Below are 26423 nucleotides of genomic sequence, written 5' to 3' on the forward strand. Positions count from 1 at the left end.
CCGGGGGAATCGACGGGCCCTTCCGCACCTCTCGCCGAGCAGGTGTTCTGGAGTCCCGGACCGGCTCCGATCCCGCGGCGGACGGTCACCACTGGCCGCTGCCCACCAGGTAGGCGATGCCCGCGAGGACGGCCAGGACCAGCGCCGGGATCGCCAGGCCCGTCGCGACCGAGGTCAGTGTGCGCGTACCGCTCACCGCCCGCCTCGTGCCGTGCTCCCCGCGGGTGCCCGGATCGTGCCGGGCGAACGCGGCGACGACCAGTGCCACCGCGCCGGTGATCAGACACACGGTGAGCGGTGTGAGCGCCGCGTGCTCGCGGATGTTGTCCTCGACGTTGCCGGACCTGCCTTCCTCGCCCCGTTCCACGACGGCCACCACCCCCCTCTGGAGAGCCAGTAGGAGCGTGACGACCGCCGTGACGGCGAGGGCGAGGGCGGCACCGGCAAGGACGGGAGCGCGTCGGGACGGGGATGACGGGTCCGGTCGCTTCCGGTGCGCGGTGGTCAGGGGCGGCTTCATCGGCCGGGGCGGGACGTGTGAGGGCTCGATGACCACTGTGTCCCGCTTGTCCTCCGATCGAGGCTTCGGCTTTGCGGAGTCGTTCGAGGCGTCGGGGCCGGGCTTTGTGCGGCCGGCCTCGTCTGCCGGGGCCACCTCCGCCTCGACGTGGATCACTGACTCGTCGGCCACCCCCTTCAGCACGATGTCGCCGGCCAGGGGCCCCGCGGCGGCCGTGTCGACGTGGACCTCCAGACCGCTCCGGGTCGGATCGACCCGCAGCCACGGCTGTTGGGGCTGGGCCACGCAGTGCCGGGCCAGCGGTGGGCCGTGCAGGGTGACGGGTCTCTTCCCGGGGGTCGAGCTCCTCGGTACACGGCCGAAGTCCAGGTGGTCCGGGGACGGTGCCAGGCGGATCTCCCTCAGGGCGTCGGACGCCAGATCGGCGATCTGCTGGATGTCGTTGCGCGCGATGTCCTCCAGGTGCTGACGCGCCCCTTCCGCCACGGGCAGCTCCGTGTGCCGCAGCCGTTTGCGCAACTCCAGCACGGCGCCCTGCCGTGTGAGGACCTCGTCACTGTTCAGGGCGGTCCGCAGGGTGGGCGGCGAGGGGATGGCGACGATCTTGATGCGGCCGCGTCTGCTGTGGGCCAGATGCAGCTCCCCTTGCAGCTCCGCCGCCTTCTTCGGGGTCTGATGGGGGTTCTGCTCCCGTACGTGTCTGTAGACGTACTCGTACAGGTCGTCGAGGGAGACATTCCCGTCCGCGTCGAGGTCGGCCTCGCCGGTCTCCAGGCCTTCGACCACCGCGTGAGTGAACACCGAAGGCCGCGGAGCGGAATCCTCGGCGAGTTCGTTGCCCTCGAAGGAGTACTCCATGGAGTCGGAGGCGGTGATGACGGCCCAGCCCCGCCCACCGGCCGGTTCGTCCTTCGGGAACGACTCGAGGACGTTGACCTCCCCGGAAGCGCGCACGGAGGCCGAGCCCCGGGAGAAGGCGCCGCCGTAGCAGCAGTCGAGGAACAGGACGCTGCGGCCCGCCCGGGTGCCGGACATGCAACCGCGGACGAACTGGGAGGCGACAGCCGTGGCGGCCAGCAGCGGGGGCTCGGTGTCGCTCGCGGCGAAGTACAGCTCGCCGGACTCGCTCTTGAGGCCGTGGCAGGAGAAGTGCAGCAGGAGCGTGTCGGAGCGGCGGCGGTCGTTGAAGAAGCTCTGGATGCGCCTGCGCATGAGGTCGGCCGAGGCGTTGTGCACGACCTGCACCTCGAAGTCGCCGATCTGCGGGTCGTGCAGCACCCGCTCGAGAGCCGCGGCGTCCTGGGCAGGCGCCCTGAGCTTCTTGAGCCCCTGGTCGGTGTACCGGTCGTTGGCGATGATCAGCGCGTGCCTGGAATCCGTCATGGCCCGGCTCCCGCCGTGGAATGGCGCTCGACGAAGATCTTGAACGCCTCGGTGACCTGGTCGTCGGTCGCCTCGGACACCTCCAGGACGTCGTCCCCCATCCGCAGGTGCAGGGACGGGTGGGTGTCATGGCGACGGCCCACCCACGACCGGATCACGGTCATCACCTGGCTCAGGGCGGTCGCCGAGCTGCCCAGCGTCACCAGCAGGGCACCGATCTGGGTGACGTCCACGGCCCGGGCTCCGGGCGGGACCTCCCCGCCGGGGGGCACGGTGACGTCGTCCACGTCGAGATCGAGCAGTTCCTCGCGCAGATAGCCGGTCAGCTCGGCGACGCGTTCGGCTTCCGCGTCCTCTTCGGTGAGGAGGATATGCAGTTCGTTCTCCACCGGGTCACCCCTTTGTTCGTGCTCTTCGGGGCGGCGCAGAGTCGGAGTGTCGGTGGGCTCTACGTCATCATTCACAGTCTCCGCTGCTCAGTGCGGGGTGGCAAGTCGCCCGAGGGCGGATGAGTTTGACGGCTCAACCGAAAGGTTCGTCGTTCAACTTGGGACGGCCGAGGTTCGCACAGAGGCACTACGTCAGCCGGCGCACCTGCAGCTCATGCTCGTCGCAGCGCAGGATCTCCAGCTCCCGCTCCGGGCGGGTGCCGTCGAAGGTGAGCGCGAGGTGACGGTCCGCCACGAGGTGCCAGCGGCCGGGGACGGCGCCGGATGCGTCGCCGTGCCCCAGCGGGTGGTCGACGAAGGTGCCGTCGGGCGCGAACTCCATGCCGCGGCGTCCGCGCGCCGGCGGGAAGGGGTAGTCGTCCGGCCGGTACACCCGCACGTCCTCGTGGTCCTCCTCGTAGGAATGGAACCAGGAACGGAACAGGTCCGACGGGGGCTGTCGCATGACCCGGCACCTCACTCGCCCAAAAGCCGTCCACATTGCCGGTATTGCACATGAGTGGCTAGGATTATCAGTGTATGGGTTCGGAGGGAACGGGCAACCGACCGCTCCGCCCGGCGTCGCCCGGCCCTCGCGGCGCGTGTCAGACGCGCACTTCGCAGCCGCCTGCGCGGCACACCCTCAGCTTCCCGAGGGGCAGTCATGTCCGACGCCCAGTCCTTCCTCCGCGTCACCTCCGCCGACTACAGCCGCTGGTGCGGCGCCATGGAGGTGGACCGCAGACTCCTCAGCCTGAACCCCGAGTACGCCGAGAACCGGGCCCTGATCGAGAACACCGCCTTCGCCTACGAGACGATGGAGCACGTCACCGGACGGCAGGGCCCGGTCGACATCCCCGTCGTCGTACACGTCGTGCACAGCACCCCCGAGCAGAACGTGAGCGACGCCCAGATCCAGAGTCAGATCGACGTGCTCAACCAGGACTTCCGGGGGAGCAACCCGGATGTCGCCAAGGTGCCCGCGGTCTGGCAGGACCTCGTGGCGGACGCGCGCCTGCAGTTCCACCTCGCCCGCACCGACCCGCTGGGCCGCCCCACCGACGGCATCACGCGGACCCGGAGCGCGAACGCCGACTGGGACACCGACGACCTGGTCAAGTTCAGCCTGAGCGGCGGCCAGGACGCGTGGCCCGCGGACATCTATCTGAACCTCTGGGTCTGCCAGTTGCGCCGCGGACTGCTGGGTTACGCGCAGTTCCCGGGCGGCGCCGCCTCCACGGACGGCGTGGTCGTCACGCACAGCGCGCTCGGGACCACCGGCACCGCCACGGCGCCGTTCGACGGTGGCCGCACGGCCGTGCACGAGATCGGGCACTGGCTGAACCTGCGGCACATCTGGGGCGACGACGACGCGGGGTGCAACGGCAGCGACTTCGTCGCGGACACTCCCAACCAGGGCGGCCCCAACGTCGGTTCGCCCGGCTTCCCGCATGTGACGTGCAACAACGGGCCGGACGGCGACATGTTCATGAACTACATGGACTACACCGACGACGCCGCGATGTTCATGTTCACCAAGGGCCAGTCGGCACGGATGGACGCCACACTCGACAACGCCCGGCTGCCCCTGACCCGTCAGGCCGTCTCGGTGTGACCACGGCCTGACGCGGGACGGCGGTGCCAGGGGGTGTCCAGTGCGGCCTCGATGAGGTCGGCCGCGCGCCCGGTGCCGCCCTCCCGGGCCGTCTCCGCCTGGAGTTCCCTCAGCCGGCGGGCCACCTCGGGATCACCGGCCAGGGCGAGGGCCGCCTCGCGCAGGGTCTCGCCGGTCGCCTCCTCCGTGGGGAGGTACCGAGCCACGCCGAGACCCTGGAGCATCTCCGCGTTGCCGAACTGGTCCACGGCCTGTGGTACGGCGATCATCGGCGTGGCGGTGGCCAGGCCTTCCTGGCTGCCGCCGGCGCCGGCGTGCGTGACGAACAGGTCGGCCTGCTTCAGGATCGCCAACTGCGGCACCCAGGAGTGCACCTCGACGTCGGCCGGGACGTCCGCGAACCCGGCCGGGTCCACGTGCTTGCCGACCGAGAGCACCAGATGCCAGCCGGGCAGGTCGCCGAACGCCTTGACGCACTCCCGGTAGAAGCCGGGCTGCTTGGTGAAGGCGGAGCCGAGGGACACGAGCACGACCTTCTCGGCGTCGGCGGGCCGCTGCCAGTCGCCGTCCGCGGTGCGGTCGCCCTGGCAGGCCCCGACGAAGGAGTACACGCGCTCGTCGACGCGGTCCGCGTTCGGCTGGAGCGCCTTCGGGAGCAGGACGATCGAGCGGTCGGGCCGGCCCGCGAAGTCGTCCGGGTGCTGGGTGATCCCGTTCTCCTCCAGCCAGGCATGGAAACGGGCGTAGTAGGCGCGGCCACGTTCCGTCTTCCTCGGCTCCTCCCACAGGGGCCGGGCGACCTCCTCCTCGTACCCCTCCCAGGCGACCATGGCCGGCGAGAGGGAGATCGCGGGGACGCCCCAGCGGTGGGCGAGGACCCGGGCCGGGTAGGAGGCGATGTCGTGCAGGACGAGGTCCGGCTCGTCACCCTCGTACGCCTCGATCAGCTGCGGGAGGGCCTGGATCGCGTCGGTGAGGAACGGCTCCACGTTGTCCAGCAGCGTGCTCCCCCACGCCTGCGGGTCGTCGTCGGGCGAGGGCAGGGTCGTGTTCCAGGGCTTCACCTCCGCGCCGGTGCCCGCGACCTTGTCGGCGAAGACCGGCGGGATCGCGTAGGTCACCCGGTGGCCGCGCGCCACGAGCTCGCGGATCACCTCCAGGCTCGGATTCACGTGGCCGTGGGCGGCGATGGAGAACATGGCGATGTGGGCGCGACGGGTCATGCGCCGACCGTACGCGAGACGATACGTCTCGTGCAACCATCGTGTGCGTCAGCGCTGGTAGCGCGCCAGCACCAGATTGCCGTCCTTCTCCAGTCGCTTCCGCAGCTCACCGATGCCGATCGCCCCGCTGTAGTACTCCTGGAACGCGGGTGTGGCCACCTTGTCCTTCCATTCCGGGTAGCCGCGCACGGACTGGGCCGGTGCCGGCCTCAGGTGCCCGGCGAGGGCGGTGCCGGTGGCCCAGCCGTCCTTCGCGCGGTGCAGGGCGGGGTCCTTCAGCGCCTCGGTGCCCGTGGGCAGCATCCAGTCGCCGAGGGCGAGACGGACCATGTTCGGTGGCCGGAGGAGGAAGTCGAGGAACCGGGCGGCCTCCTTCTTGTGCGGGCAGTCCTCGGCGATGGAGAGGGTCTGCGGGCTGACGCCCTGGGTCGGACCGCCCGCCCCGGCCGGGGCGGGCAGCACCTGCCAGTCGAAGCCCTTCGGGGCCTGCTGGACGATCTGCTGACGGTAGGAGAAGCCGAGCGGGACCATCGCGTACCGGCCGCCGAAGAAGCCGGGCAGTGTGTCGGAGCCACCGCTGCCCAGGGTCGTGGGCGAGGCGCTGCGGTCGGTGTTGGCCTGGTCGTGGATGGTGCGCGGCACCACCTGGTCCGCCGCCTCGAACCGGACCGTCACCTTGCCGTCCGGCCCGCGGTGGAAGAGCTGCCCGCCCGCCGACAGGGAGAGGTTGAGCGTGGCCGAGACGGGTTCCTTCAGCGGCCAGGCGACGCCGTACGTGCCCCGGCCGCTGAGGCGTTCGGTGATCCGGCGGAACTCGTCCCAGCTCCACGGCCGCTCCGGCGTCGGGATCCGCACGCCGGACTCCCGGAGCCACGTGGCGTTGGCGATCAGCACGCGCGGTTCCTGGAGGAACGGCACACCGTAGATGCCGTCCCCGAAGGTGGTCGTCTCCCAACTGCGCCGCGGGATGTCCGACATGAGCCGGGCGGGCAGCAGATCCGCGAGATCGGCGAGGTAGCCACCGTAGGCGAAGTCCGCGAGGTCGTCCGAGGCGTCGTGGATGATGTCGGGTGCCTCGCCGCCCTCGAAGGCGGTGAGGAGCTGGTCGTGGACGCTGTCCCAGGACCCCTGGACGTACTCGACCCGGATGTCCGGATGTCCGGCGTTCCACTCCTTCACCAGTCGCCTGTTGGCCTCGACGGATTCCTCCTGCCAGGCCAGGGACTGGAAGCGCAGCGTGATGCGGCCGTCGTCGCGGGTGCCGCCGGAGGAGCAGCCGGCGAGCAGCAGCAGGAGGACCAAGGCCAGCAGGCGCGCCCGCATCAGCTCTTCACCGCCCCGGTGAGCATGCCGCCGGTGATCCGCCGCTGGATGAGCGCGAAGACGACCAGGGAGGGCAGCGTGGCGAGGCACGCGGCCGCCGCGAGGGGGCCGAGGTCGGCGACGCCCTCGGCGCCGATGAAGTGGGTGAGGATCACGGGAAGCGTCTGTTTCTCCGGTGTCTTGAGGAGGACGAGCGCGAAGAAGAACTCGTTCCACGCGGTGATGAACGCGAACAGCGCGGTCGCCACGATGCCCGGGGCGAGCAGCGGCGCGGTCACCGACACCAGCGTCCGTACCCGGCCCGCCCCGTCGACCGCCGCCGCCTCCTCCAGTTCGGGCGGCACGGCGCGTACGTACCCGGCGAGCATCCACAGCGCGAAGGGCAGCGCCCACACCACGTACACCAGCACCAGCCCCGGCACGGAGTTGATCAGACGGAGGTTCTTCAGCACCAGGAACAGCGGGATGATCAGCAGCACGAACGGGAAGGCCTGGCTGACCACCACCCAGCCCGTCACCGCCTTCGCGAGCCGGGTGCGGCGCCGGGCCACGACGTAGGCCATCGGCGTCGCGATGAGCACGGCGACGACGGCCGCCGCGAGCGCGGCGATCAGGGAGTTGAGCGCGGCGTGCAGCAGCGGCTGTTCGTCGAAGGCCTGCCGGAAGTTGGCGAGGGTGGGGTCGTTCGGGATCCAGGTCGGGTGCAGGCTGCTCAGCTCGCGCGGCGGCTTGAAGGCGGTGGAGACCAGCCAGAGGAACGGGAAGGCGAGGAAGACGAGGTAGGCGAGCAGCGCCGTGTACTGGCCGACGCGGGCCGGGCGGCCGGTCCTCACGAGTCGTCACCTGCCTTGAGGCGGCCGGCGAGGAACACGGCCAGGGCGATCGAGATCACGGCCACCATCACGCACCCCATCGCCGCCGCATAACCGAACTGCCCGTAGCGGAAGGCCTCTTCGTAGGCGAAGAGCATGGGCAGCCGGGTGCGGCCGCCCGGGCCGCCGTTGGTCAGGACGTAGACCAGGGCGAAGGAGTTGAAGTTCCAGATGAGGTTGAGCGCGGTGACGGCGAGGGCGATGGGCCGCAGCGCGGGCCAGGTGACCGTGCGGAAGCGTCTCCAGGCGCCCGCTCCGTCGACCGCCGCCGCCTCGTGCAGTTCGCGCGGAGTGTTCTGGAGCCCGGCGAGCAGCGCCACCGTCGTCTGCGGCATGCCCGCCCAGACGCCGACGACGATCACGGCGGGCAGCGCCGTCGCCAGTCCGCTGAGCCAGTCCCGGCCGCCGCCGAGCCCGAGGTCGCCCAAGGTCTCGTTGAGGATGCCCGCGTCGGGGTTGTAGACGAGCCGCCACATGATGCCGACGACGACCTCGGGCATGGCCCAGGGGATGATCGCCAGGGCGCGGGCCAGCCAGCGCAGCCGCAGATCCTGGTTGAGCAGCAGGGCGAGACCGAGCGCGAGCAGGAACTGGGGCACGCTCACCCCGACCGCCCACACCAGCCCGATCCGGAACGACTCCCAGAACAGCGTGTCGTGCAGCAGGTCCCGGAAGTTGAGGGCGCCGATCCACCGGGTGGGCTCGGTGCGGCCCGACTGGGCGTCGGTGAAGGCCAGCAGGATCCCGTACAGCAGTGGTCCGGCACTGAGGACGAGGATCGGGATCAGCGCGGGCAGCACCAGGAACCAGGCCCCGTGGTCGGCGGCCGGCCGTGGCCGCCTCCCGCCGGGTCTGCGCCCGGCCCGCCCTTTCGGTGGCGAAGGGGGCGAGGGTGAGGAGGCCTCGGTCACCGATGTCACGGAATCAGCCCCTTCGCACAACGCGGCCGGCTTGGTCATGCTCGTGAAGGCCGTATGCCTCGTCAAGGCACCGCACACGCCGCCCGACCTGTGCCGATGCGACACTGGCCGGTGAAATGGCCGGAACCCGACGGCCGAAGCGTGGACGACGGAGGCGGACGATGGACGAGGCACAGGCGCGGGACGTACTGGCAGCGGCAGGGGTGCTGCCGGGTGCGGCCCGGGAGGCACGGCTGCTCGCCTTGGGCGAGAACGCGGTGTTCGCCGCCGGTGACCTGGTCGTCAAGGTCGGCCGGGACGCCGAACTCCTCGACCGGGCGCGCCGTGAACTCGACATCGCGGTGTGGCTCGCCGGGGCGGGCGTGCCGGCGGTGCGGGCGGCCGAGCCGAAGGCGCTGCTGGTGGAGGGGCATCCGGTGACGCTGTGGCATCGGCTGCCGGATGCCGTGCGGCCCGCCGAGCCGCGGGATCTGGCCGAACTCCTTCGGGTCGTGCACGCCACGCCTCTGCCTCCGTTCGAGCTTCCGGGCCGTGATCTGCTGGGCGGTGTGGAGCGCTGGCTGCGGCTCGCGGGGGACGCGATCGACCCCGCGGACGCGGCGTATCTGCGCGAGCGGCGGGACGGGTTCGCCGCGCAGGCGGCCGCGCTCACCCCGCATCTGCCGCCGGGGCCGATCCACGGGGACGCGCTGCCGCGGAATGTGCATGTCGGACCTGACGGTCCCGTACTGGTGGACCTGGAGACGGTGTCCGCGGATCTGCGGGAGCACGATCTGGTGGTGATGGTGCTGTCCCACGACCGGTACGGGGTGTCGGACGGGGCGTACGCGTCGTTCGCCGACACCTACGGCTGGGACGTACGCGCGTGGGAGGGCTGCGGTGTGCTGCGCGGGGCCCGGGAGACGGCCAGTTGTGCGTGGGTCGCCCAGCACGCGCCGAGCAACCCGAAGGCCCTGGCCGAGTTCGAGCGGCGGGTGAGGTCCTTGCGGGAGGGGGACGAGACGGTGCGGTGGTATCCGTTCTGACGGCCGGCAGGCTCTGTCAGACCGGCTCCTCCGCCAACTCCCGCACGGGCCACGTCCCGTCGACCAGCGCCGTCACGTCGCCCTTGCCGCGCAGGAAACTCTGGAAGTCCGCCGCCCACTGCGCGTACCACTCGATCTGGCGGTGGTGCAGGGCCGCCGGGCCGAGGGTGGCGATCTTGGGGTGGCGGTCGGCTATCGCGCCGGCCAGGCGGGCGGCCGCCAGGGCGTCGGCCGTGGCGTCGTGGGCGGCGTCGAGGACGACTCCGTACTCGGCGCAGACGGCTTCGAGGTTGCGTTTGCCGCGGCGGTAGCGGTCGACCCAGCGGTCGATGGTGTACGGGTCGATGACCGGGGCCGGGTCCACACCGCCCAGGCGGTCGCGCAGGGACGGCAGGCCGTGGCGCCGCAACTCCGCGGAGAGCAGGGTGAGGTCGAAGGTCGCGTTGTAGGCGACGACCGGCACGCCCGTCTTCCAGTAGGAGGTGAGGACGTCGGCCAGGGCGTCCGCCACCTGGTCGGCCGGTCTGCCCTCGGCCGCCGCGCGTTCGTTGCTGATGCCGTGCACCGCCACCGCGTCCTCGGGGATCGGCACTCCCGGGTCCGCGAGCCACTCCCGGCGTCCCCTCGGCTCCCCGCCCCTGACCTCGATCACGGCTCCCGTGACGATGCGTGCCTCGCGCGGATCCGTGCCCGTCGTCTCCAGGTCGAAGCCGACCAGCAGCTCCCGGTGCCAGCTCATGGGCGGTCCCCCTTCTTGTGGTGCGTTCCCCCAGTGGTCTCCACCTTCCCACGCACCACTGACAATCAGAGGGCCGCGTTCCGCCGACGCCCGGCGGCGGGCCCGGCACCACCGCGCAGAGGGACACAGGTCACGACACCGGCCGCGAATCCGCCCACATCACCTCGAACTCCTCGCGATAGGTGGGAAAGAGGCCGCTTTCGTCCACCTCGCCCGACTTGACCACCTTGCCGCTGTTGCGCAGCACGAACACCGGTGCCTCCATGCCCCGGGTGCGGCGCAGATAGCTCTGCACGACCGCGATGCCGTCCGCACCGTCGCCGTCCACCAGATACGCCGTGAAGCGGGGCGTCTCGTCGAAGACCTGGATCTCGAAGGCGCCCGGGTCGCGCAGCCGGGCCCGCACCCGGCGCATGTGCAGGATGTTCATCTCGACGGCCCGGCTGAGCTCACCGCGCTTGATGCCGAGTTCGCGCTCGCGCCGCTTCACCGCGCTGGAGGCCGGATTGAGGAACAGCAGCCTGACCCGGCAGCCGGACTCGGCCAGCCGCACCAGGCGCCGGCCGGAGAAGTTCTGCACGAGCAGGTTGAGGCCGATGCCGATGGCGTCGAGACGGCGGGCGCCGCCGAAGATGTCCTCGGCCGGGAACTGCCGCATCAGCCGCACCCGGTCCGAGTGCACGGCGACCACGTCGGCGTACCGGTCGCCGACCAGGTCCTCGACCGCGTCGATGGGCAGCCGGCGCGCGGACGGCACGTCCCCGCCGGCGCCGAGCATCTCCAGCAGCCGGGCCGAGGCCCGCTCGGCCTGGCTCAGCACGGCCTCGGACAGGGCCCGGTTGCGGGAGACGACGTTGCGGGTGACCTCCAGCTCGTCCAAGGCGAGTTCGACGTCCCGGCGGTCGTCGAAGTACGGCTCGAAGCAGGGCCAGTGCTGCACCATCAGCTCGCGCAGCTGCGGCAGGGTGAGGAAGGACAGCACGTTGTCGTCGGCCGGGTCGAGCAGGTAGCCCTTGCGGCGGCTGACCTCGCGCACGGCCACCGCGCGCTGCACCCACTCCTGGCCGGCCGGTCCGGCGGCGGCCACCACCCAGTCCTCGCCGTGCACGGGTTCGTAGACCGGCCGCAGTACGGCGGCGACCACCGCGCGCAGCCGCTGTTCGACGAGGTTCAGCCAGATGTAGGCCCGGCCGGCCCGCTGGGCACGGGTGCGCACCTCGCGCCAGGCGTCGGCGTCCCAGTCCAGTTCCGGGCCGATCGAACCCGTCGCGTCCATCGGCCGCGCCAGGGACACGGCACCGGTCGGGACGTCTGCGGAGTTCCCCTCGTGACCCTCGTCACCAGGGGGCAGCTCCAGCCCTCCCGAGCCCACCCGCGCACCGCCTTCCGCTCCCCCGGGCACCGCCCTTGTCAACGATCAAGGAAGGGTACTCCGGGAGCGGTCGGCGGTGCAGCCGGATGGGCAGGGTAGTTCTCAACCGCGCGGCCGCCAGTGCCCGTTCTGCCAGGCGAGCTCGGCCGGAGTGAGCGGATTCATGGCGGTGACGTCGCGCGGGGCGATGGAGAAGCCCTGCCAGTGGACGGGCATGGGCTGCTGGTCCTCGTCCCGGGCTATGTGGTGGAAGCCGACGTTCATCCACACCACCGGGTGGGTCAGGGTCTGTCCGTTCACCCACTTGTCGACGGACTTTCCGGCTCCGGCCCCGCAGTTGCCGGGGTTGTGGCTGGCGAACAGTTCGCACTTGTTGTACTGCGTGACGTACAGGTCGTGCTTGGTGTAGCTGCGGCCCGGGTACTTGGTCGTGACCCCCGGGACGATCTCGTAGGAGCGCGCGTGTCCGTCCTTGTTCTTTCCGGTCGCGCTGACCATGCGCCACCAGCGGTAGGCCTTGCTGTCCCCGGCCAGTTCCTTGGTGACCTTGGTGCGGGTCGTCTTGGTGGTGGGGGCGCGCTGGCCCCGGGTCGGCGCGGTGACGGCGGAGTCGTACTGCTCGACGCCGTTCTTGGTGGAGCCGTCCAGGGCGAAGTCGAGCCGCCAGAAGGCGTTGTGGCTGTGGCTGGTGGCCTTGGCGCTCGCGCCCTTGCCGATGGGCCAGCCGCGGCCGTCACCGGCGTCGTAGTCGTCGAAGGACAGGCTGCCGGTGGCGCCGACGTTCATGGTGATCGTGCCGTCGTCCTGGAAGCGCCACTCGGTCATGTACTCGTACCAGCCGACCTGGTTCACCGTGTAGACGAGGAGGTCCTTGCCCTCGGCCTGGAAGACCTTGTTCGCGGTGTCGCCCTGCATGCGGTAGGCGTGGCCGCGGGAGCGGGTGGTGGTGCACAGGCCCTTGACGTTCGGGTCGTCGTTCCAGGAGTCGGGGACCTTGACGGTCTTGATGGCCCCGCCGGGGCACTCGCCCGGCGCCAGGTTCATCAGGCCCTGGGCGAAGTCGAAGCCGGTGAGGTCGTCGTACTCGACCGAGCCGTCGTCGTAGGGGACGTGGATCTGGCCCAGGCGCGCGCTGTTGAGGACCTTGATCTGTTTGGGTTCGCCCTTGGGCTGGTACGAGATGTTCTCCAGGACGAGGCCGGCCTTGCCGTCGTAGCGCCAGCACATCCGCCAGGTCGTGCCGGAGGAGAGCTTCTGCTCGATGCGGTAGGCGGCGCTGCAGTCGGCGGCCGGTGCCGCTGCGGGGGCGGCCTTCGGCTGGGCGGTGGCCGGTCCGGCGCCGGCCGTGGCGCCGGCGGCCAGCGCGGCCACGGTCAGGCCCACGGCCGCCCGGGTGCGGACCTTGGTGTTGCTGTTCACGCGCATGACGAGATGACTCCCTGACGAGGAGGAGCGAGGTGGACGGGTGAGCGAAGAGGGTGGGTCAGCGGCCGAGCCGGGCGACCTTGCGGGCGCTCAGGTCGATCACCAGCGACCTGGCGTCGACCCACGGCCCGTTCTTGATCTTCGGGAACAGCCGGACGCAGCGGTGCTCCCCGCACCGGTCGAGCACGGCGGGCTGGGCGCCCGGCGCGGCCCGGTAGACGGCGCCGCTGAGCTGGAGCTGGTCCGGGGAGGTGAGCGCCTTGCCGGTGGCGTCGTTGTAGTCGGCCTTGAGGTCCGCGCCCAGCGGGTCGGCGATCAGAAGTGCGGCCGCCTCGGCCTTCTCGGCGCGGCTGAGCGGCGGCTGGACGCCGTGCTGGGTGCCGGTGCTCACCACCTTGCCGGTGCCGAGGTCGACGGTCCGGGTGACGAGGGTGTCGTCCCGGTAGTCGTAGAACGTCACGTCGGCACGCCGGGGCGCGTCCGGCTTGCCGGCCTCGTCGGCCTCGGGTTCGGCGAGGTCCACGCCGAGGCGCTGCGGGCCGCGGTCCCCGTCGACGCTCTCACTGCTCTGGAACAGCTGCCGGCTGAGGGCGATCTTCTCGACCCGCTTCAGCTCGTCGTCGGTCAGCGGGTCACGGCCCTCGCCCTGCTGCCCCTCGGCCGGTGCCTCCTCCACGACCCCCGGCGCCACGGCCCGGCCCCCGCCCGCCGGGCCGTCGCCCGCCGGGCCGCCGGTCTCCCGCGGGACGGACTGCCCCGCGCGGGTCCCCGTGTCGTCCGCCCCCGCCGTGCCCGGCAGGGTGATCCCGATCATCACGGCGGTCCCCGCCACCGCGATGGCCGTACCCGCCACCACCTTGCCCAGGTGGCGGTGCACTATGTTGCGCACGTCTTCCCCCTACTCCCCCAAGCCCCGGGAGTATGTGTTTGCCCCAATGGTTTGGCATACCGCGTATGCACTGGTCACTCGGTAAGAGGGAGATAAGTCATAGGAGGTTCCCTCACTTTCGGGGAGACTCGGGACCAAGGCGTCCCCACCGGCGCCGCACACCTGAAAGAGTCGTATTCATGCAGGTCTGGCCTGGCGAGGCGTATCCACTCGGTGCCACGTACGACGGCGCCGGTACCAATTTCGCGGTCTTCACGGAGGCCGCGGACCGAGTAGAGCTGTGTCTGCTGCACGACGACGGCTCGGAGACGGCGATCGAGCTCCGGGAGAGCGACGCGTTCGTGCGGCACGCGTATGTGCCGGGCATCATGCCGGGACAGCGGTACGGGTTCCGGGTGCACGGCCCGTACGCCCCGGAGCGCGGACTGCGCTGCAATTCCGCGAAACTGCTGCTCGACCCGTACGCGCGTGCGATCAGCGGTTCGATCCAATGGGGCGAGGAGGTCTACGGCTACCACTTCGACGATCCCGACCGGCGCAACGATCTCGACTCGGCGCCGCACACGATGACGTCGGTCGTGGTCAACCCCTACTTCGACTGGGGCGACGACCGGCGCCCGCGCACCGAGTACCACCACACGGTGATCTACGAGGCCCACGTCAAGGGCCTCACCATGCGCCACCCGGGCCTTCCGGAGGAGCTGCGCGGCACCTACGCGGCCCTCGCGCACCCCGCGATCATCGAGCACCTCACCGAGCTCGGGGTCACGGCCCTGGAGCTGATGCCCGTACACCAGTTCGTGAACGATCACCGGCTGGTCGACATGGGCCTGAACAACTACTGGGGCTACAACACCATCGGCTTCTTCGCCCCGCACAACGCCTACGCGTCCTGGGGCGACCGGGGTCAGCAGGTGCTGGAGTTCAAGTCGGCGGTCAAGGCGCTGCACGAGGCCGGGATCGAGGTGATCCTCGACGTGGTCTACAACCACACCGCCGAGGGCAACCACCTGGGCCCGACCCTGTCCTTCAAGGGCCTGGACAACTCGCGCTACTACCGGCTGACGGACGACCCCCGCTACTACATGGACACGACCGGGACGGGGAACTCCCTGCTCATGCGGTCCCCGCACGTGCTCCAGCTGATCATGGACTCGCTGCGGTACTGGGTGACGGACATGCACGTGGACGGATTCCGCTTCGACCTGGCGGCGACGCTGGCCCGGCAGTTCCACGAGGTGGACCGGCTGTCGTCGTTCTTCGACCTGGTGCAGCAGGACCCGGTGGTCTCCCAGGTGAAGCTGATCGCCGAGCCGTGGGACGTGGGCGAGGGCGGCTACCAGGTGGGGAACTTCCCGCCGCTGTGGACCGAGTGGAACGGCAAGTACCGGGACACCGTGCGCGACCTGTGGCGGGGCGAGCAGCGCACGCTCGCGGAGTTCGCCTCCCGGCTGACCGGCTCGTCCGACCTGTACCAGGACGACGGGCGCCGCCCGCTGGCCTCGATCAACTTCGTGACCTGCCACGACGGCTTCCCGCTGCACGACCTGGTGGCCTACAACGACAAGCACAACGAGGCCAACGGCGAGGACAACCGGGACGGCGAGAGCCACAACCGGTCCTGGAACTGCGGGGTCGAGGGCGAGACCGACGATCCGGACGTGCTGCGGCTGCGCGCCCGGCAGATGCGGAACTTCATCGCGACGCTGATGCTGTCCCAGGGCGTGCCCATGATCAGCCACGGCGACGAGTTCGCCCGCACCCAGCACGGCAACAACAACGCCTACTGCCAGGACAACGAGCTGTCCTGGGTCGAGTGGCCCGAGGAGGGGGAGGACGCCGAGGGCGGGCTGAGCGGGGAGCTGCTGGCCTTCACGCGGGCGATGGTGTGGCTGCGCCGGGACCACCCGGTCTTCCGCCGCAGGCGCTTCTTCCACGGACGGCCCGTGGAGGGCACGCACGACGACCTGTCCGACATCGCCTGGTTCACTCCCGACGGCCGGGAGATGACCCAGCGCGACTGGGACTCGGCACAGGCCTCGGCGCTGACGGTGTTCCTCAACGGCAACGCGATCTCCGAGCCGGGCGCGCGCGGGGAGCGCATCACCGACGACTCGTTCCTGCTGATGTTCAACGCCTCGCCGAAGCCGTTGGAGTTCGTGGTTCCGGTCAACCACGGGCGGCAGTGGGAGGTCGTGGTCGACACGGCCCGCGCGAGCGGGCTCCCCTCCGACACCGGCCCGAAGGTGCAGGCCGGGGACCGGCTGACCCTCACGGACCGGAGCATGACGGTGCTCCAGCGGCCCGTGTGACCGCCCGGCGGCCCCCCGGGGCCGTGCCGCCGCCGCGTCGTCCGGAAAGAGCCACTCGTCCGGGCGACGCGCGGCGCACCTGGCGCGAGCGATGACACGAACGGAGGCGTGGCGGGTACGTACGTTTCCATGACACCTGAGCGACCTGACCCGGTAGTGCCCACGGCCACGTACCGGCTGCAGTTGCAGCCCGACTTCCCGTTCGCAGCAGCCGCGGCCGCCGTGCCGTACCTGGCCTCGCTCGGCGTCTCGCACCTGCACCTGTCCCCCGTCCTGGAGGCGGTGCCGGGCTCGACGCACGGCTACGACGTCGTCGACCACGCGCGCGTGCGGGAGGAGCTGGGCGGCGAGGACGGGCTGCGGGCGCTGGCGCGCACCGCACGCGAGCACGGGCTCGGCCTGGTGGTGGACATCGTCCCCAACCACATGGCCATGTCCCCGCGCCACAACCGCGCCCTGTGGGAGGTGCTGCGCGAGGGCCCGAAGTCGCCGTACGCGCGCTGGTTCGACATCGACTGGGAGGCGCAGGACGGCCAGGTGCTGCTCCCGCTCCTCGGCGGGCCGCTGGGCGAGGTGCTCGACGAGCTGCGCGTCGACGGTGACGTCCTGCGCTACTACGACCACGTCCTGCCGTTGCGCGAGGGCACCGAGGACCTGCCGCTGCCGCATCTGCTGGACGCGCAGTGGTACCGCCCGGTGTGGTGGCGGCTGGCCCGGACCGACCTCAACTACCGGCGGTTCTTCAGCATCTCGGAGCTCATCGGGGTCCGGGTGGAGGACCCCGAGGTGTTCGAGGCCACCCACGGCAAGATCCTCCGGTTGCTCCACGACGGTGTGATCGACGGGCTGCGCATCGACCACCCCGACGGGCTCGCCGACCCCGACGGCTACCTCACGCGGCTGCACGAGGCGACAGGAGGCCGCTGGACGGTCGTGGAGAAGATCCTGGCCGACGGCGAGCACCTGCCGGCGTCCTGGCCCGTCGCCGGGACCACCGGCTACGACGCCCTGCGGCACGTGGACGGGGTCTTCACGGACCCGGCCGGGTTCGGGGACCTCCTGGGGCAGTACCGGCGCTTCGCGGCCCCGCAGACGGACCGGGGCGGGCAGTGGGAGGCGACGGTGCGCCGGGCGGCGTACAAGGTCCTCACGCACGAGCTGGCCACCGAGACCGACCGGCTGACCCGGGTGGCGACCCGGCTCTGCGCGACCTCACCGGAACCGGCCCTGCGCGACCGCGCGCCCTGGGCACTGCGCACGGCGCTCCAGGAGCTGCTCGTACGAATGGAGGTCTACCGGCCCTACGAGTCCGTCGACGCGGCGTCCGTGGTCACCGAGGCGGCGGCGGCCGAGGCCCGGCAGGCCTTCGCGGTGCCCGAGGAGGCCGGTGCCGTGGACGTCGTACGGGACCTCGTGCTGGGGCGGTACGGCGACGGTCCCGCGCAGCTGGAGTTCCGGACGCGGTTCGCGCAGACCTCGTCGGCGTTGCGGGCCAAGTCGGTGGAGGACACGGCGTTCTACCGGTACGTGCCGCTGCTGTCGGCGACCGAGGTGGGCGGGAATCCGGGCGCTCCCGCGCTGTCGCCGGAGGAGTTCCACGCCTACTGCGCGCGCCTGCAGCGCGACTGGCCGGTGTCCGGCACCGTGGCGTCGACGCACGACACCAAGCGCAGTGCCGACGTCCGGGCGGCGCTGCAGGTGCTCACCGAGTGCCCGGACCGCTGGGCGGACGTGCTCGCGGAGGTGACCCGGGCCGGGGAGGGCGTGCCGGACGCGCAACTGGCGTGGGCGGCCTGGCAGACGGTGTTCGGGCTGGGCCCGGCGTCGGGGGCGCTGGAACGGGTGCGGGGGGCGCTGCTGAAGCATGTGCGGGAGGCCGGCCTGCACACGAGCTGGACCGAGCAGGAGCCGGCGTACGAGGAGGCGGTGGGGCGGTTCGTGGCGGCCGGGCCGTGCGGGGCGCCGGGTGAGCGGGTCGCCGCCTTCCGGGAGTCGCTGGCGCCGCACATCCGGTCCAACGTGCTGGGTACGGCCCTGGTGCAGCTGACGATGCCCGGCGTCCCGGACGTCTACCAGGGCACGGAGGCCGAGTACCGGGCGCTGGTCGACCCGGACAACCGGCGGGCGGTGGACTTCCCGCCCGAGGAGTCCGGCGGCACGTCCGCGCAGAAGGCGGCGGTGACGCGGGCGGCGCTCGGGCTGCGGGCCCGGCGGCCCGGCGCCTTCGGCGACACGGCGACGTACATGGCACTGCCCGCCGAGGGCCCGGCGGCGGCGCACTGCCTGGCGTTCGTCCGCTCCGGAGAGGTGCTGACGGCCGTGACGCGCCTGTCCCTGCGGCTCGCGGAGGCGGGCGGCTGGCGGGACACGCGGCTGCCGCTGCCGCCGGGCCGCTGGGCGGACGTGCTGGAGCCCGGGCGGGAGTTCACGGGGCACGCGCGCGTGGCGGAGCTGTTCGCGGGGGTGCCGGTGGCGTTGCTGGAAAGGGTGGGTGACTGAGTTCAGGCGACGGCGGGGCCGTCCTCGGGGCAGTCCTCGTAGGCGGGCAGGGGGGCTCGCGGGCACGGCCAGGCTGTGCGCAGCAGGTCCACGAACCTCTCCGCCGCTCCGGTCGGCGGCAGGCGCGAGAAGACCGTCAGGGTGCGCCGCCAGGCCGGGTCGGGGGTGAGGACGACACAGCCCCCGCCGACCGCGTCGCCGACGAGGTGGGCCGGGGCCGCGCAGACTCCGACACCGGCCGCGGCCATCCGTACCGCCGTCGAGGTGTGCTCGGTGAACACGGCGGTGCGCGGGGTGAAGCCCGCGCGGCCGCACGCCCAGTCGAGGAAACGTTCACCGTGGACCACGGGTTCCATGGCGCAACGCACCCAGGAGCGGTCGGCCAGCTCCGCCAGCGTCACCGTCGTCCGGCCCGCGAAGCGGTCGTCGAAGGGCACCACGAGGACGATCTCCTCCTGGCCGACCGGTACGACCGTGCCCGGCGGGTCGGCCGGTGCCGGGCCGACGGCGAGATCGGCGCTTCCGCGCTCGATCTGCTCCTCCAGCGCCTGCGAGGTGGCGTACTCGTGCAGATGCAGCAGCACGCGCGGGTGGGCGGCGCGCCAGCGGGCGAAGACGTCCGGGAGGACGCCGACCGCGACGGAGTGGACGGCGGCGATGTGGAGTTCACCGCCCTCGGCACCGGCGGTGGCACGGGCCGCGCGGCGGGCCTGGGCGGCGCTGCGCACGGCGAGCTCGGCGTGCGGCCGGAAGGCGCGCCCCATCGGCGTCAGGCGCACGCCCCGCGGCAGGCGCTCCAGGAGGGCACCCCCCACGGACCGTTCCAGTGCCTTGACCTGGTGGGAGAGCGCGGGCTGCGAGACGTGCAGGAGCTCCGCCGCGCGCGTGAAGGACGCCTCCTCGACGACCGTCAGAAAGTACTCCATCTGGCGCAGGCTCACGAACCCCTCCCCCATAAACGTCCTGCATCGAATCCACAAGAACATTGCCTTGGACGCATGGCAAGGGCCGGGCGGAGGCTGGGGACATGGACTCACCGGACGTCATCGTCATCGGCGGCGGCACGGGCGGCTACAGCACCGCCCTGCGCGCCGCGGCCCTCGGCCTCGAGGTCGTGCTCGTCGAGCGGGACAAGGTCGGCGGGACCTGCCTGCACCGCGGCTGCATCCCCAGCAAGGCGATGCTGCACGCGGCCGAACTCGTCGACGGAATCGCCGAGGCCCGCGAACGCTGGGGTGTGAAGGCCACCCTGGACGCGGTCGACTGGCCCGCCCTGGTGGCCACCCGTGACGACATCGTGGCCCGCAACCACCGGGGCGTGCAGGCGCATCTCGCGCGTGCGGGCGTCCGGGTGATCGCGGGGAGCGCGCGGCTGACCGGGCCCCGCTCGGTACGGGTGACGGGTCCGGGCGTCCCGGACACCCGCCCGGGCGCGCACGGCGAAACCGGCGTACGTAACCTCTCCGCGCGCCGTGGACTGGTCCTGGCCACCGGCTCACGGCCGCGCACGCTCCCGGGGCTCGAACCCGACGGGCAGCGCGTGGTGACGAGCGACGACGCCCTCTTCGCCCCCGGGCTCCCGGCGTCCGTGCTGGTCCTCGGCGGCGGCGCGATCGGGGTGGAGTACGCCTCGTTCCATCGCTCCCTGGGAGCCGAGGTCACCCTGGTGGAGGCCGCCGACCGGATCGTGCCGCTGGAGGACGCGGAGGTGAGCCGTCATCTGGCTTGGGGGCTGAAGAAGCGCGGCATCGACGTACGCGCCGGCGCCCGCCTGCTGGACGCCGAGGTCCTCGGCGACGGGGTGCGGGCCCGCGTGCGTACCGCCCGGGGCGAGACCCTCACGGTGGAGGCCGAGCGGCTGCTGGTGGCGGTCGGGAGGGTCCCGGTCACCGACGGCCTGGACGTGGCGGCCGCGGGGCTCGCCACGGACGCGCGCGGGTTCGTCGTACCGGCCGACTGGGACCGGCTGGAGACGGCTGTGCCGGGCGTCCACGTCGTGGGCGATCTGCTGCCGCCGCCGTCGCCCGGGCTGGCCCACGCGTCGTTCGCGGAAGGGCTGCTGGTGGCCGAGACGCTGGCGGGCATGCCGTCCGCGCCCGTGGACTACGCGGCCGTGCCCCGGGTCACGTACTCGTCGCCGCAGACGGCGGCCGTCGGTCTGAGCGAGGCCGAGGCACGCGCGCGGGGGTACGAGGTGGAGACCGACACCATGCCGCTGACCGCCGTCGCGAAGGGCATGGTGCACGGACGGGGCGGGATGGTGAAGGTCGTCGCCGAGACCGGCGGGCGGGTGCTCGGCGTGCACCTGGTGGGTCCGCACGTGTCGGAGATGATCGCCGAGAGCCAGCTGATCGTCGGCTGGGACGCCGAGCCGTCCGACGTGGCCCGGCACGTCCACCCGCACCCGACCCTGTCCGAGGCAGTCGGCGAGGCGTTCCTGACCCTGGCGGGGCGGGGGCTGCACCAGCAGTAGCCGGCGGCCAGTGCTTCCGGGCGCCCCCTGGAGCCTCCCCGATCGCGCCCTTGACACCGCACCATGGCCGTGGGGTACTGCGATGGCGAACTCGGGCGGATGTGACGGGGGTGAGTGTCCTGCCGGAGCTGCGCTACCCGACGGTGACCGAACAGGTCTCTGCTGCCCGGGCGTTGACCGCTCAGCGCCCCGGAGTGTGCACCCTGCGGCAGGTGGGTGCCTCACGCGCCGGCAGACCTCTGCACCTGCTGTCCGTGGGCCGCGCCCACCGCGCGGTACTGGTGGTGGCCGGCGCCCATGCCAACGAGCCGACCGGCTCCTGCACCCTGCTCGCGCTCGCCCGGCGGGTCCTGGAGCAGCGGGAGCTGCGCGACGGCATCTCCTGGCACTTCCTGTTGTGCGCGGATCCCGACGGGGCGAGCCTGCATGTGACGCCGGCGCCGCGCAGCCTCTTCGACTACCACCTCGGCTTCTTCCGCCCCGCGGGCCCGGAGCAGCCCGAGTGGGCGCCGTCGTTGCTGCCGCCGGACCGGCTGCCGCCCGAGACCCGGGCCCTGACGGGCGTCATCGACGAGTTGCGCCCCTACCTCCAGGTGACGCTGCACGGCACGGACCTGGGCGGCAGCTGGGTGCAGTTGACGAAGGACGTGCCGGGGCTCGCCGAGCCGTTCGCGAAGTCGGCGGCCGAGCTGCACATCCCGGTGGAGACCGGCGCGTCGGACGCCGCGGGCTGGCCCGCCTCCGGGCCGGGCGTGCACGTCATGCCCGCGCCGGAGATCGGGCCGGCGTACCCGAGCCTGCCGGACGACGCGCGGCACAGCACCTGGTACCACGCCCACCGGTACGGCGGGCTGACCGCGGTGGTCGAGGTGCCGATGTGGGCGAGCGACCTGGTCGACGACCCGGCTCCGCATCCTGCTCCGGCGGCGGCGATCGGGCGGCTGGCGCGCCGGCTGCAGAGCGACGCGCGGGAGGTGACACGGGTGCTCGACGGGGCGCTGCCGCGGCTTGCGGACCTGGACGGGCCGTTGCTGCGGGCCGCCCGGTGGGGGCTGGAGCTGGTGCCGGGTCTGGCCTACGACCTGGTCCACACCCCGCCCGCCGACCTCACCCGGGCGTACGTCGGCAGCGTGGACGCCTTCGCGCGCCGCGTGCCGCTGCGGGCGGCGGCCATGCTGCTGCGGGTGCTGCGCGGGACGGACGACGAGGCGGCGCAGCGGCTGGAGGGGCTCGTCTCGACCTGGAGCGACGCTTTCGCGGAGCGTTTCCGCGCCCGCTGGGTGCCTCTGGAGCACCAGGTGGAGCACCAGTCCCGCACGGTCGTCGCGGCGGCGCTGCACGCCCGCGAGAGGGCTTCGTAGCTTCGGAGGGGCTGCGCGGCGCGATGCTCCGGACGCCTGGGGCGCCCCGGCCGCCCCGCGTCTCAGTCCTGCTGCATCGGTACGGGTTCCCCCGAGCCGGAGCGCGCGGGCGCGCGGCGTCCGGCCAGCTCGAACGCGGCGAGCACCACACGGGTCTGGTATTCGGCCTGGCGGGCCACCGGGATCCACCGCGCCCGGCAGCCGTCGCGGTAGTCGGCGCACCACGCGTCGATCAGCCGGTCCAGCTCCGGCAGCGCCCCGGCCGGGTCGCGGCCGGCGGCCCGTACGAGCTGGTGCAGCAGTCCCGCCGTGCGCAGCGCGAGCCGCCGCCCGGAGATGCGCAGGGCGACGAGGTGGGCGGTGCTCAGCGGAGGGAGGGGGTGGGCGGGGCCGTCGCCGGTGTCGGGGTCCCAGGCGTCGGCGAGGCCGGGGCAGACCAGGAGGTAGTCGTCGACCGGGGCGAGCAGGCGGGCCGCGTCGGGCACGGTGGCGAGGTGCGGCCTGATGCGGGCCAGCAGGTGCCGCAGGAGGCCCGTGTCGTGGCGCAGGGTGCTGCTGACGGCCCGCAGCACGGCGTCCCGGTCCGCGGGCGGGGAGCCGTCCGCCACGGCCGTCACGCCCCACATGGGCGCCTCGACGACCGCGGTGACGGTGCCGTGCCGGTAGGGGTGGAACCACGTGGACTCGACGGCGGCCTCCGTGATGGCCGCGGCCAGATCGGCCCGGCGCGGCGGCGGGATGCGGTAGACGGCGGGTCCGAGGCCGGGCCAGTACAGGGCGTCGTAGGCGCCGAGTTCGCGCGGGATGCCGAGCCGGGCGGCGATGTGGGCGAGGCGCTGGGCGAAGCCCGGGAGGTCGTGGGTGAGCTCGACGAAGCCGCCGCCGATGTCCACGCCGTGCAGGGAGCACTGCAGGAACGGGCGCAGTTCGTCCTGGAGGCCGAGCAGGGCTCGGGTCTCCGGCAGGGCGGCGCCGGCCGCGCCGTCGGGCAGCCACTCGGGCTGCTCGAAGAAGCCGGGCCGGAAGAAGTTCCGGACGTACTGGCCGAGCGTGTAGGGGCCGCCCAGCCAGCCCTCGTTGCGGCGCGAACCGTCCGGGTCGAGGCACAGCAGCAGGTTCCAGGTGGCGTCGGCTCCCTCGGTGAGCCGCGGGTCGGCCAGGGCCCGCTCGGCCAGGCGCAGCACGGTGGCGCCGCCCACCGGTTCGTTGGCGTGGGGGCCGGCGACGACCAGGGCCTGGCGGCTGCCGTGGCCGACGGAGAGCAGCCACATCGGGGTGCCCGCACGGGAGGTGCCGACCCGGCGCAACCGGGCGTCACGGGGGTGGCGGGCGACGAGGGCGGTGGCCCGGGCGCCCAGTTCGTCGACGGTCGGGTAGCGCGGGAGAGGCGGCAGGGCACACCTCCCCCATGCGGTGCCGTCGGTTCACCAGGTGTAGATGGCGTACGCACAGTCAGTCACGACTTCAGAGGTACGTCAACACCGTGGACGGCAAAGGCATTTCGGCCACGCTTCCGCGACCGGCATACGGTAATGCCCAGGCCAGGGCTGAGGGGTGGCTCCGTTTCCGGTCAGTCGGCCGACAATCGGAACGTGATCCGGCCGAAGCCCACCTGATCCCCCTCGCGCACGACGGCCGCGCCGACGACACGCCGTCCGTTCACCGTCGTGCCGTTGGTGGAACCGAGGTCGCGCAGGACCCACAGGCCACCCTGGTGACGGAGTTCGGCGTGCACGCGGGAGACCGTCTCGTGGTTGAGGCGCAATCCGCTGGCGGGGTCGCGGCCTATGCGCAGCGGATGGCCGTGCGACGGATGGGGCAGCAGCAGTTTGGGCAGCCGCTCGGACTGCCAGGCCCTGCGCATGCGTACGGTGAAGCCCGAGACCGCCTCGACGGTGCCGAACACCAGGCGCGAGAGCCGGCTCTCGGTGCGCAGGTCGGCGGTGAGCACGGCGAGTTCGTCCGGGCGGCGGGCGGCGAGCGCCAGCTCCATGCGGCGGACGAACGTGTCGTGGGACAGGCGGCCCACGGCGACGCCGTCACGGAGTACCTTCAGCGCCCGGTCGCGCTCCGCGTCGGAGAGCCGCGCGGGGAACGTGTTGAACTCGAAGGACGACGTCACGCTGGTGATTGTCGGGCAGCGCGGCCGGGCTGTCCAGAAAACGGGAAACCTGCCGCCACGCGTGCGTACCCGGCGAGACCCGCCGCAAAAGGGTGGATGCACCAGCGGATTGATCTCGTTTGACGCACCATGGACGGGCTACATCACGGTGAGCAGACGAAGGGGAACCGTCCGTGCAGTTCGAGGTGTGGGCACCACAGGCCGGCCGTGTGACGCTCCGGTGCGACGACGTCACCCGCGCGTTGGAGCGCGATCCGGAACGGGCGGGGTGGTGGAGGGGCGAGGCCGAGGCGCGCGACGGCTCCCGGTACGGCTTCGCGCTGGACGACGGGCCCGTGCTGCCCGATCCGCGCTCGCGCAGGCAGCCGGACGGCCCGGACGGGCTGAGCGCCGTCGTCGACCACGAGCGGTACGCGTGGCGCGCGCGGTGGCGGGGACGGCCGCTGCCCGGCGCGGTGCTGTACGAGCTGCACGTGGGGACGTACACCCGCGAGGGCACTTTGGACGCGGCCGCCGAGCGGCTCGGACATCTCGCCGAACTGGGCGTCACCCACGTGGAACTGATGCCGCTGTGCCCCTTCCCTGGCACGCACGGCTGGGGCTACGAGGGCGTCTCGCTGTGGGCGGTGCACGAGCCGTACGGCGGTCCCGAGGCGTTGAAACGCTTCGTCGACCGGGCCCACGCGCTCGGCCTGGGTGTGGTGCTCGACGTGGTGCACAACCACTTCGGGCCGTCCGGCAACTATCTGCCCGTCTTCGGGCCGTACCTCACGGACACCCACCACACCCCCTGGGGCGCGGCGGTCAACCTGGACGCGCCCGGTTCGGACGAGGTGCGCGCCTTCCTGATCGGCAGCGCGCTGGCGTGGCTGCGGGACTACCGGATCGACGGGCTGCGCCTGGACGCGGTGCACGCGCTGGTGGACACGCGCGCCCACCACTTCCTCGAGGAGCTCTCCACTGCCGTCGACACCCTGGCCGCGGAGGTGGACCGGCCGCTGTTCCTGGTCGCCGAGTCGGACCTGAACGACCCGCGGCTCATCACCTCGCGCGCGGAGGGCGGCCTCGGGCTGCACGCGCAGTGGAACGACGACTTCCACCACGCCCTGCACAGCACGCTGACCGGCGAGTCGCAGGGCTACTACGCCGACTTCGCGCGCGCCCCGCTGGCCGGGATCGCCAAGACCCTCACGGGCGGCTACTTCCACGACGGGTCGTACTCGAGCTTCCGCGAGCGGCACCACGGGCGGCCGCTGGACCGCACGCGGGTGGCCGGGCACCGGCTGCTCGGCTACAGCCAGACCCACGACCAGGTCGGCAACCGCGCCCAGGGCGACCGGCTTTCGGCCCTGCTCTCCCCCGGGCTGCTGGCGTGCGCGGCCACGCTGGTCCTGACGGCGCCGTTCACGCCGATGCTCTTCATGGGCGAGGAGTGGGCCGCGGGCACGCCCTGGCAGTTCTTCACCGACCACACCGACCCGGAGCTGGCGGACGCCGTACGGCGGGGCAGACGGCGGGAGTTCGCCGCGCACGGCTGGAAGGAGGAGGACGTTCCCGACCCGCAGGACCCGGCGACCCGGGACCGCTCCTGCCTCGACTGGTCCGAGCCGGAACGCGAACCCCACGCGCGCGTGCTGGCCTGGTACCGGCGGCTCCTCGCCCTGCGCCACGAGCAGCCCGACCTGACCGACCCCGACCTCGCCGACACCAAGGTGGCCTACGACGAGGAGCGCCGCTGGCTCGCCTTCCGGCGCGGGGACGTCCTGGTGGTGGTGAACCTGGCCCCCGAGGCGGCCGAGCTGCCGCTCGGCGTACCCCACGCGCGCGTGCTGGCCGCGTGGGAGCCGGTGGACACGCCCGGGGCGGACGGGGTGGTGCGGCTGCCCGGGGAGTCGGGCGTGGTGCTGCTGCGGGAGTGAGCG

At 72.3% G+C, this 26423-nt stretch carries 21 protein-coding genes; 7 read left to right on the forward strand and 14 right to left on the reverse strand.

Translation table 11 applies throughout. The features are described from left to right. Positions 1-85: 85 nt before the first annotated feature. The 3 genes from ACFY9E_RS05670 to ACFY9E_RS05680 form a co-directional block, all read right to left on the reverse strand. Positions 86-1903 (reverse strand): caspase family protein, encoded by a 1818-nt coding sequence (locus ACFY9E_RS05670; RefSeq protein ID WP_390979602.1) that lies wholly within the window; start codon positions 1901-1903, stop codon positions 86-88. After that, positions 1900-2292 carry a hypothetical protein gene (locus ACFY9E_RS05675; protein ID WP_390979604.1) on the reverse strand — a complete coding sequence of 131 codons (393 nt, stop codon included), beginning with the start codon at positions 2290-2292 and terminating at the stop codon, positions 1900-1902. Before ACFY9E_RS05675 ends, ACFY9E_RS05670 begins: the two co-directional genes overlap by 4 nt. Before the next feature lie 187 nt (positions 2293-2479). Next, positions 2480-2797 carry a hypothetical protein gene (locus ACFY9E_RS05680; protein ID WP_390979606.1) on the reverse strand — a complete coding sequence of 106 codons (318 nt, stop codon included), beginning with the start codon at positions 2795-2797 and terminating at the stop codon, positions 2480-2482. 198 nt (positions 2798-2995) lie between these two features. Between ACFY9E_RS05680 and ACFY9E_RS05685 the strand changes: the two genes are divergently transcribed. Further along, positions 2996-3946 (forward strand): M43 family zinc metalloprotease, encoded by a 951-nt coding sequence (locus ACFY9E_RS05685; protein ID WP_390979608.1) that lies wholly within the window; start codon positions 2996-2998, stop codon positions 3944-3946. On the opposite strand, the gene mgt is transcribed toward ACFY9E_RS05685, so the two are convergent. The 4 genes from mgt to ACFY9E_RS05705 are packed head-to-tail and all read right to left on the reverse strand — an operon-like array spanning position 3928 to position 8284. Next, entirely contained in the window at positions 3928-5169 is a 1242-nt protein-coding gene (gene mgt, locus ACFY9E_RS05690; RefSeq protein WP_390979610.1) for a macrolide-inactivating glycosyltransferase, read from the reverse strand. The two genes, ACFY9E_RS05685 and mgt, sit on opposite strands and share 19 nt — an antisense overlap. Positions 5170-5217: 48 nt before the next feature. Then, the gene (locus tag ACFY9E_RS05695; protein WP_390979612.1) at positions 5218-6492 is read right to left on the reverse strand and encodes an extracellular solute-binding protein; all 1275 of its coding nucleotides are present in this window, start codon (positions 6490-6492) and stop codon (positions 5218-5220) included. Then, a complete protein-coding gene (locus ACFY9E_RS05700) occupies positions 6492-7325 on the reverse strand; it encodes an ABC transporter permease subunit (protein ID WP_390979614.1) in 834 nt (277 codons plus the stop codon). Before ACFY9E_RS05700 ends, ACFY9E_RS05695 begins: the two co-directional genes overlap by 1 nt. Next, positions 7322-8284 carry an ABC transporter permease subunit gene (locus ACFY9E_RS05705; RefSeq protein WP_390979616.1) on the reverse strand — a complete coding sequence of 321 codons (963 nt, stop codon included), beginning with the start codon at positions 8282-8284 and terminating at the stop codon, positions 7322-7324. The genes ACFY9E_RS05700 and ACFY9E_RS05705 overlap by 4 nt, the downstream gene beginning before the upstream one ends. A 161-nt stretch (positions 8285-8445) precedes the next feature. Here ACFY9E_RS05705 and ACFY9E_RS05710 point away from each other — a divergent pair, with 161 nt between their 5' ends. Continuing rightward, on the forward strand, positions 8446-9309 hold the full coding sequence (locus ACFY9E_RS05710; protein WP_390979618.1) for a phosphotransferase: 864 nt from the start codon (positions 8446-8448) through the stop codon (positions 9307-9309). Positions 9310-9325: 16 nt separating this feature from the next. Here the strand turns inward: ACFY9E_RS05710 and ACFY9E_RS05715 are convergent, their stop codons facing one another. The 4 genes from ACFY9E_RS05715 to ACFY9E_RS05730 all read right to left on the reverse strand — a co-directional run bounded on the left by ACFY9E_RS05715 (position 9326) and on the right by ACFY9E_RS05730 (position 13734). After that, on the reverse strand, positions 9326-10048 hold the full coding sequence (locus tag ACFY9E_RS05715) for an exonuclease domain-containing protein (protein WP_390979620.1): 723 nt from the start codon (positions 10046-10048) through the stop codon (positions 9326-9328). 130 nt (positions 10049-10178) lie between these two features. Then, positions 10179-11420: an SAV2148 family HEPN domain-containing protein gene (locus tag ACFY9E_RS05720; protein ID WP_390979622.1), complete on the reverse strand. Its 1242-nt coding sequence runs from the start codon at positions 11418-11420 to the stop codon at positions 10179-10181. A 102-nt stretch (positions 11421-11522) separates the two neighbouring features. After that, positions 11523-12845 (reverse strand): copper amine oxidase, encoded by a 1323-nt coding sequence (locus tag ACFY9E_RS05725; protein WP_390979624.1) that lies wholly within the window; start codon positions 12843-12845, stop codon positions 11523-11525. A gap of 58 nt (positions 12846-12903) precedes the next feature. Continuing rightward, positions 12904-13734, reverse strand: coding sequence for a Tat pathway signal sequence domain protein (locus ACFY9E_RS05730; protein ID WP_390979626.1), 831 nt, complete (start codon positions 13732-13734; stop codon positions 12904-12906). Between the two features lie 179 nt (positions 13735-13913). Between ACFY9E_RS05730 and glgX the strand changes: the two genes are divergently transcribed. Together glgX and treY are read left to right on the forward strand one after the other, a co-directional pair. Then, entirely contained in the window at positions 13914-16046 is a 2133-nt protein-coding gene (gene glgX, locus ACFY9E_RS05735; RefSeq protein ID WP_390979628.1) for a glycogen debranching protein GlgX, read from the forward strand. A gap of 129 nt (positions 16047-16175) precedes the next feature. Beyond that, on the forward strand, positions 16176-18545 hold the full coding sequence (gene treY / locus ACFY9E_RS05740; RefSeq protein ID WP_390979629.1) for a malto-oligosyltrehalose synthase: 2370 nt from the start codon (positions 16176-16178) through the stop codon (positions 18543-18545). A 2-nt stretch (positions 18546-18547) separates the two neighbouring features. Here treY and ACFY9E_RS05745 read toward each other — a convergent pair whose 3' ends face one another. Then, entirely contained in the window at positions 18548-19486 is a 939-nt protein-coding gene (locus tag ACFY9E_RS05745) for a LysR substrate-binding domain-containing protein (RefSeq protein ID WP_390979631.1), read from the reverse strand. Between the two features lie 86 nt (positions 19487-19572). On the opposite strand from ACFY9E_RS05745, the gene lpdA reads away from it, so the two are divergent. Together lpdA and ACFY9E_RS05755 are read left to right on the forward strand one after the other, a co-directional pair. After that, positions 19573-21018, forward strand: coding sequence for a dihydrolipoyl dehydrogenase (gene lpdA / locus ACFY9E_RS05750; protein WP_390979633.1), 1446 nt, complete (start codon positions 19573-19575; stop codon positions 21016-21018). Positions 21019-21128: 110 nt separating this feature from the next. Continuing rightward, positions 21129-22379 (forward strand): M14 family zinc carboxypeptidase, encoded by a 1251-nt coding sequence (locus tag ACFY9E_RS05755; RefSeq protein WP_390979635.1) that lies wholly within the window; start codon positions 21129-21131, stop codon positions 22377-22379. A 62-nt stretch (positions 22380-22441) separates the two neighbouring features. Here the strand turns inward: ACFY9E_RS05755 and ACFY9E_RS05760 are convergent, their stop codons facing one another. After that, positions 22442-23773: a M14 family zinc carboxypeptidase gene (locus ACFY9E_RS05760; RefSeq protein ID WP_390980315.1), complete on the reverse strand. Its 1332-nt coding sequence runs from the start codon at positions 23771-23773 to the stop codon at positions 22442-22444. Positions 23774-23949: 176 nt separating this feature from the next. After that, positions 23950-24501: an FHA domain-containing protein gene (locus tag ACFY9E_RS05765; protein WP_390979637.1), complete on the reverse strand. Its 552-nt coding sequence runs from the start codon at positions 24499-24501 to the stop codon at positions 23950-23952. Positions 24502-24674: 173 nt separating this feature from the next. Between ACFY9E_RS05765 and treZ the strand changes: the two genes are divergently transcribed. After that, positions 24675-26420 (forward strand): malto-oligosyltrehalose trehalohydrolase, encoded by a 1746-nt coding sequence (gene treZ, locus ACFY9E_RS05770; protein WP_390979639.1) that lies wholly within the window; start codon positions 24675-24677, stop codon positions 26418-26420. Positions 26421-26423: the final 3 nt, after the last annotated feature.

The organism is Streptomyces sp. NPDC012466, from assembly GCF_042955215.1.
In the GTDB taxonomy this organism is placed as follows: domain Bacteria; phylum Actinomycetota; class Actinomycetes; order Streptomycetales; family Streptomycetaceae; genus Streptomyces.

Coding starts and splice junctions, on each gene's coding strand:
- ACFY9E_RS05670 (WP_390979602.1), bottom strand. CDS start 1,903: ATGACGGATTCCAGGCACGCGCTGATCATCGCCAACGACCGGTACACC.
- ACFY9E_RS05715 (WP_390979620.1), bottom strand. CDS start 10,048: ATGAGCTGGCACCGGGAGCTGCTGGTCGGCTTCGACCTGGAGACGACG.
- treY (WP_390979629.1), top strand. CDS start 16,176: ATGACACCTGAGCGACCTGACCCGGTAGTGCCCACGGCCACGTACCGG.
- ACFY9E_RS05725 (WP_390979624.1), bottom strand. CDS start 12,845: ATGCGCGTGAACAGCAACACCAAGGTCCGCACCCGGGCGGCCGTGGGC.
- ACFY9E_RS05695 (WP_390979612.1), bottom strand. CDS start 6,492: ATGCGGGCGCGCCTGCTGGCCTTGGTCCTCCTGCTGCTGCTCGCCGGC.
- ACFY9E_RS05680 (WP_390979606.1), bottom strand. CDS start 2,797: ATGCGACAGCCCCCGTCGGACCTGTTCCGTTCCTGGTTCCATTCCTAC.
- ACFY9E_RS05710 (WP_390979618.1), top strand. CDS start 8,446: ATGGACGAGGCACAGGCGCGGGACGTACTGGCAGCGGCAGGGGTGCTG.
- ACFY9E_RS05685 (WP_390979608.1), top strand. CDS start 2,996: ATGTCCGACGCCCAGTCCTTCCTCCGCGTCACCTCCGCCGACTACAGC.
- glgX (WP_390979628.1), top strand. CDS start 13,914: ATGCAGGTCTGGCCTGGCGAGGCGTATCCACTCGGTGCCACGTACGAC.
- mgt (WP_390979610.1), bottom strand. CDS start 5,169: ATGACCCGTCGCGCCCACATCGCCATGTTCTCCATCGCCGCCCACGGC.
- lpdA (WP_390979633.1), top strand. CDS start 19,573: ATGGACTCACCGGACGTCATCGTCATCGGCGGCGGCACGGGCGGCTAC.